Annotated in this window: 6 protein-coding genes and 2 pseudogenes; 4 read left to right on the top strand and 4 right to left on the bottom strand. The window is 57.8% G+C overall.

Annotation, left to right across the window (positions count from 1 at the left end; all coding sequences use genetic code 11):
* Both K359_RS64080 and K359_RS66560 read right to left on the bottom strand, forming a co-directional pair.
* Nucleotides 1–347 (bottom strand): hypothetical protein (locus K359_RS64080; RefSeq protein ID WP_210164117.1); only part of this gene is annotated, 347 nt, incomplete at its 3' end.
* A 179-nt stretch (nucleotides 348–526) separates the two neighbouring features.
* Nucleotides 527–806: pseudogene (locus K359_RS66560) on the bottom strand (MFS transporter); the annotation flags it as partial.
* A gap of 126 nt (nucleotides 807–932) precedes the next feature.
* Between K359_RS66560 and K359_RS56000 the strand changes: the two are divergent.
* From K359_RS56000 to K359_RS58045, 4 genes and pseudogenes are all read left to right on the top strand, one after another.
* Nucleotides 933–2,267: pseudogene (locus K359_RS56000) on the top strand (IS701 family transposase).
* A gap of 384 nt (nucleotides 2,268–2,651) precedes the next feature.
* Nucleotides 2,652–2,846, top strand: a complete 195-nt coding sequence (locus K359_RS0145755; protein ID WP_225024712.1) for a cold-shock protein — start codon at nucleotides 2,652–2,654, stop codon at nucleotides 2,844–2,846.
* 52 nt (nucleotides 2,847–2,898) lie between these two features.
* Entirely contained in the window at nucleotides 2,899–3,747 is an 849-nt protein-coding gene (locus K359_RS65390; RefSeq protein WP_224496622.1) for a hypothetical protein, read from the top strand.
* The gene (locus tag K359_RS58045) at nucleotides 3,695–4,276 is read left to right on the top strand and encodes a hypothetical protein (RefSeq protein ID WP_245284931.1); all 582 of its coding nucleotides are present in this window, start codon (nucleotides 3,695–3,697) and stop codon (nucleotides 4,274–4,276) included. Before K359_RS65390 ends, K359_RS58045 begins: the two co-directional genes overlap by 53 nt.
* Nucleotides 4,277–4,528: 252 nt before the next feature.
* On the opposite strand, the gene K359_RS62615 is transcribed toward K359_RS58045, so the two are convergent.
* Together K359_RS62615 and K359_RS0145735 are read right to left on the bottom strand one after the other, a co-directional pair.
* Nucleotides 4,529–4,750: a hypothetical protein gene (locus tag K359_RS62615; RefSeq protein WP_029085002.1), complete on the bottom strand. Its 222-nt coding sequence runs from the start codon at nucleotides 4,748–4,750 to the stop codon at nucleotides 4,529–4,531.
* 806 nt (nucleotides 4,751–5,556) lie between these two features.
* Nucleotides 5,557–6,951 (bottom strand): IS4 family transposase, encoded by a 1,395-nt coding sequence (locus tag K359_RS0145735; protein ID WP_305728198.1) that lies wholly within the window; start codon nucleotides 6,949–6,951, stop codon nucleotides 5,557–5,559.
* Nucleotides 6,952–7,547: the final 596 nt, after the last annotated feature.

Genomic DNA, 7,547 nt, shown 5'->3' with positions numbered 1-7,547 from the left:
GGAATGATGGCAACACACGCGACCTCTATGTCTAGTGCGCGAGCAATCACTGCATGCCCCGCCTCGTGATATGCAGCGATCTCGCGCTCTTCGAATACTTCGGTGTACTCCTGCTCGATATCCGGAGGATGGCAGCGCGACCCTAGGGGCCTGACATTGCTAGGGCGTAACTTTAACGCGCGCATCCGCGTTGTGGAAGAGAGCTTCCGTTTTGGAGGCCGCCTAGGTGTCGGCCTACGCGCTTCGAGCTTCGCGATCGCGGCAAGCACGACGGCCGTTGCGACCTTCCCTTGAGACCATTGTGTGAGCGCCTCAATGGCGATCTTCAACGCCCCTTCACGGGTCATGGCATGATCTCCACAGCGTGCACCAACTAGAGCATTTTCCGATCACGTCCAGCATGGAGCTGCCAAAGCCCATCCGGCGAAGTCATAGGCACCGGAAGGACTCGGCATGGCCAGGGCAACCTCTGCGGTCACGTCGGTTGTGCGCGTCACGAGGCCGCGGTCCGGATGGTAAGATGCCGCAGCAGCGCGGCGATCTGTGGCCATATCATTGGGCCGGCGTCCGGCTCGATCTCCGAGCCCACCGCCCAAGGGTGCAGCAGCAATTCCTACTGCATTGCTGACGACCGTGCTCGCAAAGGCGAGAGGCGGCAACTTGCAGGACGTTTCGGGCAGGACACTGCGCAACCAAAATCCGAACGGCAGCGTACCGGCACCGAGCAGAAACGCGATCCGCCATCCGTACGCGTCCAGCGCCTCGCTTGTCATGGCGACGGAGAGTATTTCTCCGACCAGCGCTCCGCGCCGTTTCTTTCGCTCCGCATGACTAGCACTACTTTGGCAGATTTTGGCGATTGATCGGCGAAACTGGATTCCCGAATCGGATTTTCAATGATTCATGGGCGGTCGGCTTTTGGAGGGCCGACCATGGTGAACACGACGCCGAAGTGGGAAGACGAGCTTGGACGCTGGCTCAAGCCATTCCCGGATCGCTTGGGTCACAGGGCTCGGCGAAGGATGTGTCCCCTTTATATCTCGGGACTGATTGGACCAGGCGATCGCAAGAGCATCCAGCCGATGGCGGCGCGTCTGGCACCGGGTGACTATGACCAGTTGCACCACTTCATCGCTGATGGCGTCTGGGATGCGACGCCATTGGAGTCGGAATTGCTGGTTCAGGCCGATCGCCTGGTCGGCGGCAAAGATGCGGTGCTGGTCATCGACGACACCGCGATGCCGAAGAAGGGCGATCGTTCGGTTGGTGTCGCTCCGCAATATGCCTCGTCTCTCGGCAAGATGGCCAATTGCCAAACATTGGTGTCGTGACGCTTGCGCGGGGTGAAGTGCCGGTCATGGTGGCATTACGTCTCTTCGTTCCCGAGAGTTGGACGAGTAATCCGGTGCGTTTGAAGCGCGCCGGTGTTCCAGTCGAGCATCGCGTAGCGCGAACCAAGCCAGAGATCGCGTTGGCGGAGATTGATCGCGTGATCGCAGCCAGTGTTCGCTTCGGCTGTGTGCTGGCAGATGCTGGATACGGTCTCAGCGCGCCGTTCCGTCAGGGGCTCACGACACGCGGCCTGGCCTGGGCCGTCGGTATCCCTCGTCACCAGAAGGTTTATCCGGTCCGGGTTAAACTGATCTGGCCGGTCGCCGGTCGAGGTCGTCCCCGCAAGCGGCACATTCCCGATGTATTGTCGACGGAGGCCGAAGACATGCTGGCCAATGCCAAGTGGCAAAATGTGAGTTGGCGAAACGGGACCAAGGGCCGGTTGGAAGCTCGCTTCGCCGCGGTTCGCGTGCGGACCGCGGATGGACCTCCGCAGCGGATCAAGGACATGGGCCAGCAGCATCTTCCGGGGGACGAAGCCTGGCTCATCGGTGAACACAGGGCGTCGGGAGAGAAGAAGTATTATCTCGCCAATCTGCCGACCAAAACGGACCTGCGCTCTTTAGCTGCCACGATCAAAGCCCGATGGATTTGCGAACAGGCCCATCAGCAGTTGAAAGAGGAACTGGGGCTCGATCACTTCGAGGGACGGTCCTGGCAAGGCCTCCATCGTCATGCTCTTATGACCATGATCGCTTACGCATTCCTCCAGTATCGCCGTCTCGCACAAGCGGGGGAAAAAAAAGAATCAGCGGTCCTCCGCCTCAACCGAGCCTGCCGGCCGTGCGCCAAGCCATCGTCGAACTCATCGTTCGACCACGACCTCAGCGATGCCCGTACTGCAGAAGACAAATCGGCGAAAAGCAACGGCGTGAATAAATCTGCCAAAGTAGTGCTGGGAGCCTTGCTCATCTCGCGCATACGTGCGGCGAGTTGTCGTACTTCGTATGCAATGTCGAGCTCGCGACATCGTTGGCGGGCGCCGAACAAGTGTTGGCTTGCTTTCAGACAGAAAGCATCCATCGTGCGTGCCCCTTGCGCCGTGCGTCAAGTTCACTGCGCCTGCGCGGAACCGTCAGGTGATTGGCTCGGTTTTTGCTGCACTACTTGCCAACAGCCTGCAGTTCCTCTGCTTTGTCGGATTGTCCACTGAAGCTCACTCATCTCAATAGAGACTCCGGTCAACAGCACTCCGAGCCGCCAACTGAGGCGGCTTAGCTTCGAGGGGAAGGAAGTTGAGATCAAGGCAATCAGGAATAGTGACGAAGTGGGTCGCCGATCGCGGCTTTGGGTTCATCAAGCCCGACTCAGGGGGCGACGATGTCTTCCTGCATATTAAAGCGCTGCCACTCGGCTCGGAGCCTCAGGAAGGCACGCGCGTAACCTACGATGTCACCAATGACGCCCGCAGCGGTAAGTCGCGGGCGGTCAATGTGCACACACGGTCGCAGTGAGATAGCAAAAACACGCTGATGCACAACTAGTCCCCAGCTGGAAGTTTATGATTTGAAAACCAAGAAAATCGCAATGATGGCCACAGCCGTTGCAGTTCACGCGTTACTCGCCACGCCCGGCCAGGCCATTGAAACCTACGATATCAGGGATTCGAACGGTGTGCCGTTCATGCGGGTGCGGATATTCGGTACCGGCGACGGCCCTTACTGTTGCGGTGAAACTAGGAAGCCTGAGGATTCACTGCGCAATCTGTCGCGAGGGGAAATAGATCAATCACTGGCGGCAATTCGGCATTGGGCTGAAATCATCAAGGTCGTACATGGTCAATCGCCGGCCAGTGTCAATATCGGCGGGTTTCTCGATAACAACGCACATGCCTCTATCCATACGTCCAGCGATATACAGGGTGCCGGCACCAAGGTGCAGGCGGCACTCACCGGTCAGGATCCGAGCAAACCGAACTATGGGGCGCATGGCATGATAACAATCGGCGAGATGGGTTTTTCATCCGAGGCATATATCCCATCGCAATTGTCGATGACGCCGCAGGCGAATCTGACAGCCGTTGTGTTTCACGAGGGCGCACATCAGCTCGGTATCGGCAGTAGCATTTTCGGCTATTTTGCACACTCACCGTATTTCCCTGAAGCGATAAATGCTTGGACGACCCATTTGTACGATGACAATGGCAAGCAGGCTAAGCCGGGACAGGCGATTTATTGTTCCGGCTGCGCGAACTCGCCAGCTGACGAGGTTTTTGATCTGCGGCACGATCAAGGCTATTTCGCCGGGAAGCATGTGAATGAAGTGCTAGCCGGTGGCCATGCCCGGCATTCCGGTGCGAGCGATGAGGGAGAATGGTCAGCCGGATATACCGTTCGCGTCGCATACCGAGCTTAAGAACAGTTTGATGAGCCACCAGAGATACCGGAACTACACCTATCTGATGGAGGCGGAGATCGCAACGTTGCAGGATCTCGGCTACATCATCGATCAGCGCAATTTCTTCAGTTACTCCATCTACGGCAACGGCCAGACTCTGGTGAATGATGACCCCTTCTTCGCCCGTAACGCTGACGGCACCGCCTATCTCGCGAATACCTACAACACGGCCACGCTCGGACTAGGATTGCACGTTTATGGCAGTAGCAACACCGTGGTTCAGCGCGCCGACCTGCTTTCAGGCGGAGCCGGGGGCGCTGGCATCCGTGTCAATGGCGGAAACAATTCGATAACAATCCTGCCCGGGACCCGTGTCTATGCGGACGGCGCCTATGCGCGCGGCGTCATGTTCGCCTATGGCAAGGATCACACATTCACCCAGCGTGGCAACGTGCAGGCTCTCGGCGAGGCAAGTTTCGACTTTGGCAACAACCCGCTGGCATGGTGCGGCGCTGTCAGGGGACATTTCAGGAGCAGAGCCAAATAATCAGGAATGCCATCGGGAGGCCGGCACCCAACGCGCCGCCGATCGTCAACGCAAACGCCGAAATCAAATTTGCATCGGCCTGAGGCTCACGCCCAGACACGCCGTTACTCCACGAGACCCCACGGGCATCGCGTTCAGCGCTGGCAGGTGAGCGAACCAGTGCTTTGGCAGCATCAACACGCGACGCTTTCTCAGCTCGCCACTGGTAGTCGTCAGCTAGGGCTTTAAGCTGACCCGCAATCGCTCGGTCGGTCATGGTTTGGGCAGCGCGGAGCAAAGTCTATGCGGTTTGTAAGTATTCCTTGCCTCGTTGTAAGCTGAAGCTCCCGCCCACGCTAGGTATTCCGCGCCCGCATCTGTCAGATAAACTTGGCCATCCAAGCCAATCACCGCATAGCCTACCGCCAGCGCGCTCCACATCGTCCCCCAGGACAAGGAGATCATCTCGAACAGCAATCCGGTGAAAATGGTCATGCGACGCGGCTCTCCTTGTGTCTGGAACATCACAGAGCCCTCGCGCGGTTCTCAGGCGCCTGGTCTAAGGCGATGTGGCGCCAGGGTAGCCAACCGCGGTCACTTGCCCGGCGCGTTCTGAAGCGATCGAAACACTACTTGGAACAAATGGGGCGCCATGAGTAGTACCGGACGAGACCACACGTGCCATCACAAACTGCGCATCGCGCGGCTCTGCCAGATCCAAGATTATCGGAGCAATTGGGCATTGTAGTCTCCTCTTGGTATTATCGTCCCTGTTCGTCGATCGTCCGTTTTCACCTCCTACTTCATGAGCCTGTCCGCTTTTCCAACGCATGCAGCCTAGGACGATTGCGATCAGAGACTCAATTGAACGTAGGTAATCGTCGGGCATCCAAGGGGGCCACGGAACGATACGAAGGTTTACGGCGCGCGCCCTTAAAACCGACCATTTCCGCAATGGGGCGTAAGCGCCAAGCTGAGCCGCTCAGGCAGCGTGAGCTATGCGGGAACCTGGGTGATGACGGAATGAGATAGGCGGCGTATCGAGGCGAGTGTCGAGCCTGCCAGAACCTCTCTCAAGGAGAGCGATACGCCATGAACGAGCATAGCAACATTGTCCCACTGCGTCAGCCCGATGAGATCGACGATCCACTGACGAATGTTTTGCGATCGTGGCCTTCCCCGGGGCGCAGCCCCGCATGCTGAGGCGGTGGCCGTTGAAGTTAGCGGCGCGTGATAGGGACAGCGCTTGCTTCGTGCGAATGCGCGAGCGCCGAATCATGTGTAAGCGCGAAGCCGATCTTTCAATTACCCATAATTTTTGCTTCGATCTCGGCTCCCAGTTCGATGTCGGTCAGCCGCGATAGTCCGCGCCAGATCACGGTATTTCCTGGAGGCGGATCGTTGGCTCGGGCCAAGTATCCTCCGAGCCGCGCGATCTTGATGACATAGTGCGAGAGCGTGCTTCGTCGAGAGCGGTCGCCACCCCTGTCTTTCACCAAATGATCAAGAAGCCTGATTTCAGGATCTGTCAGCGCCGTTTGCGGTAGGGCATTCGGGGAGGAACGATTGAGCATCGTCATCCAGAAGACGCGCCAACTCACAATGCAGAAAACCGCGATCAGATTGACCAGACGCTCAGCTGTTCGCAATTTCGACTCCTCCGCCTTGCAGCCCGATTTGAGGATCTTATGGAAGACTTCGATCTTCCACCTCAACGCGTACCATTCGATCTTCTCGATGGCGTCTTTTCGCGATTGGACCGGAAGATCGGTGAGGAGGAGCTTCCACTCGATCTTCTGTCGCCGCTTCGGCTTTCCCCGCTCTTGAGCATGAATCACCGTCAGAGTGAGTGCGGGATATTTCTTCTGCTTGCCGATCGGCGGCAGAACTCGAAGCTTGCGGAAACGAATTTCGAGAAGCGCGTCATCCGGATCGCCTTTGTCGTCCTTGACCTTGATCCGATGCAGGCCTTTGACCGTAACCTCGTCCATTTCGTCGGCAATTGTATGATCACCGCCCCCGGCAAGCCGATCAACACAGGTTCGCAGCAGGAAATGCGTTCCAACCTTATCGGCTAGGCAAAACAGCTCATAGATGTCGCTCTCGCGATCACCGATATGAACGCATCGTCCAGGGGCAGCGAGAAGGTCGGTCGATTGCCGTAAATTCTCCAGCCAGCGGATGCTCTCCGTCTGCTCGATCGGAACCCGTGTCGGATTGATCTTTCGCTTCAGCGCCGTCGTCCCCTTGAATTTCTTGCGTGTCCAGAACTTGATTGCCGCCAGACCGAGCGGAAGCCCCTCGGTCGTCACGGCGAGGCTCGAATGCATCAAGATGCCGCACTGCGTGCGCCCTGCCGTCTTACCCGTAAAGCCAATCAGATCCGGCTTCTCGCGCTTGAAGCTGAATTCCTTCGTGTCATGGAGGACGAGGATCGGTCCCTCCGTCGTCGTTACGCGCCCGTGCGTCGCCTCAAAGTGACCGCAAAGAATATCCGCCTCGTTGACCCGTTCGTTGGAGAAGAAGCGATAGGCAGCCTTCGTGTTGTCCCAGTCCTGACAAACCAGCGGGATGCTTTGACCCATGTCGCTCCCGATCTGGGCGAGCAGTTTGCCGAACCGGCGGCCAAGCCGCTCATCCTTAAACTCGCATCCCGCAACTTCCCGATCAACCCACGTCTCGATACCGGTCGTCAATCGCCGAGCACGCCCCTCCGCGCGTTCCCTCACCAAGCCCATCGAGCACCCCACGCCTCCGAATCAGGTGCTCAACAATGAATCACAACAGATTCTGCCGATTCAAGATTTCGCCTCGGACGCGTCCGTCTATATCGAGCGCAAATTGTGGGTAATTGGAAGGATCGCCCCACGCTTACGAACGTCTTGGTCCCTCCGGGCAATATGCACAATCTGACAGAAGTCGAAGGCCGCCCCAGTTGGCGGCCTTTTTCCACGGTATCAGGGCTTGGTTCAATTTTTCCCAATTTGAATCCGGGAACGCCCCAATTCGCTAACGACACGTCAATTTCTTTTGGCACGTGAGCAATATTGACCAGCCTTGGAACGTCGGCTGTTCCAACCGTCGGCCATCACCGCCCTGTAACGGCGTCTACCGGTGACTGAGAGCGTTCGCGCTCCCCGCCCAGCGACAAGGGAGCGTGGCATGATCGAACAACCCCATTACGATTCATATTCAATCCCAGCACGCGTCAGTCTTGGCATCGCTATTTTCGGCGGCACTCTGCTTATCGCGGTGATGCTTACGGGTGCCTTCATCGTGCACTGAGGCCGCC

The organism is Bradyrhizobium sp. th-b2, from assembly GCF_000426785.1.
Taxonomy (GTDB): domain Bacteria; phylum Pseudomonadota; class Alphaproteobacteria; order Rhizobiales; family Xanthobacteraceae; genus Bradyrhizobium; species Bradyrhizobium septentrionale.
This window is presented reverse-complemented; position numbering and strand designations above follow the sequence as displayed.

Coding starts and splice junctions, on each gene's coding strand:
- K359_RS62615 (WP_029085002.1), bottom strand. CDS start 4,750: ATGACCATTTTCACCGGATTGCTGTTCGAGATGATCTCCTTGTCCTGG.
- K359_RS58045 (WP_245284931.1), top strand. CDS start 3,695: ATGAGGGAGAATGGTCAGCCGGATATACCGTTCGCGTCGCATACCGAG.